The following is a 370-nucleotide window of genomic DNA, read 5'->3' as shown; positions in this document are numbered from 1 at the left end:
CCGGATGGACAAGCTGGTCAAAACTCTCGGCATCGACTCGCTGTCGAAGTCACAGGTCTCACGCATGGCCACCGACCTCGACGAGCAGGTCACAGCGTTCCGCCATCGTCGCCTCGACGAGGTCGGGCCGTTCACCTTCGTCACCGCAGATGCCCTGACGATCAAAGTCCGCGAGAACAAGCAGGTCGTCAAAGCCGTTGTCCTGCTGGCCACCGGCGTCAACGGCGATGGCCACCGTGAAGTGTTGGGCATGCAAGTAGCGACCAGCGAAACCAAAGCCTCCTGGAACACCTTCTTCGCCGATCTGGTCGCCCGCGGGCTGGGCGGGGTGCGTCTGGTGACCTCTGATGCCCACGCCGGACTGGTCGAG

The 370-nt window shown here is 63.2% G+C and carries 1 protein-coding gene; it reads left to right on the top strand.

Annotated features, from left to right (window positions below; all coding sequences use genetic code 11):
* On the top strand, window positions 1-370 hold a 370-nt coding region (locus AMD30_RS24315), incomplete at both ends, for a transposase (protein WP_197282850.1).

Origin of the sequence: Gordonia sp. HS-NH1 (genome assembly GCF_001418765.1) — a bacterium.
Lineage (GTDB): Bacteria > Actinomycetota > Actinomycetes > Mycobacteriales > Mycobacteriaceae > Gordonia.
This window is presented reverse-complemented; position numbering and strand designations above follow the sequence as displayed.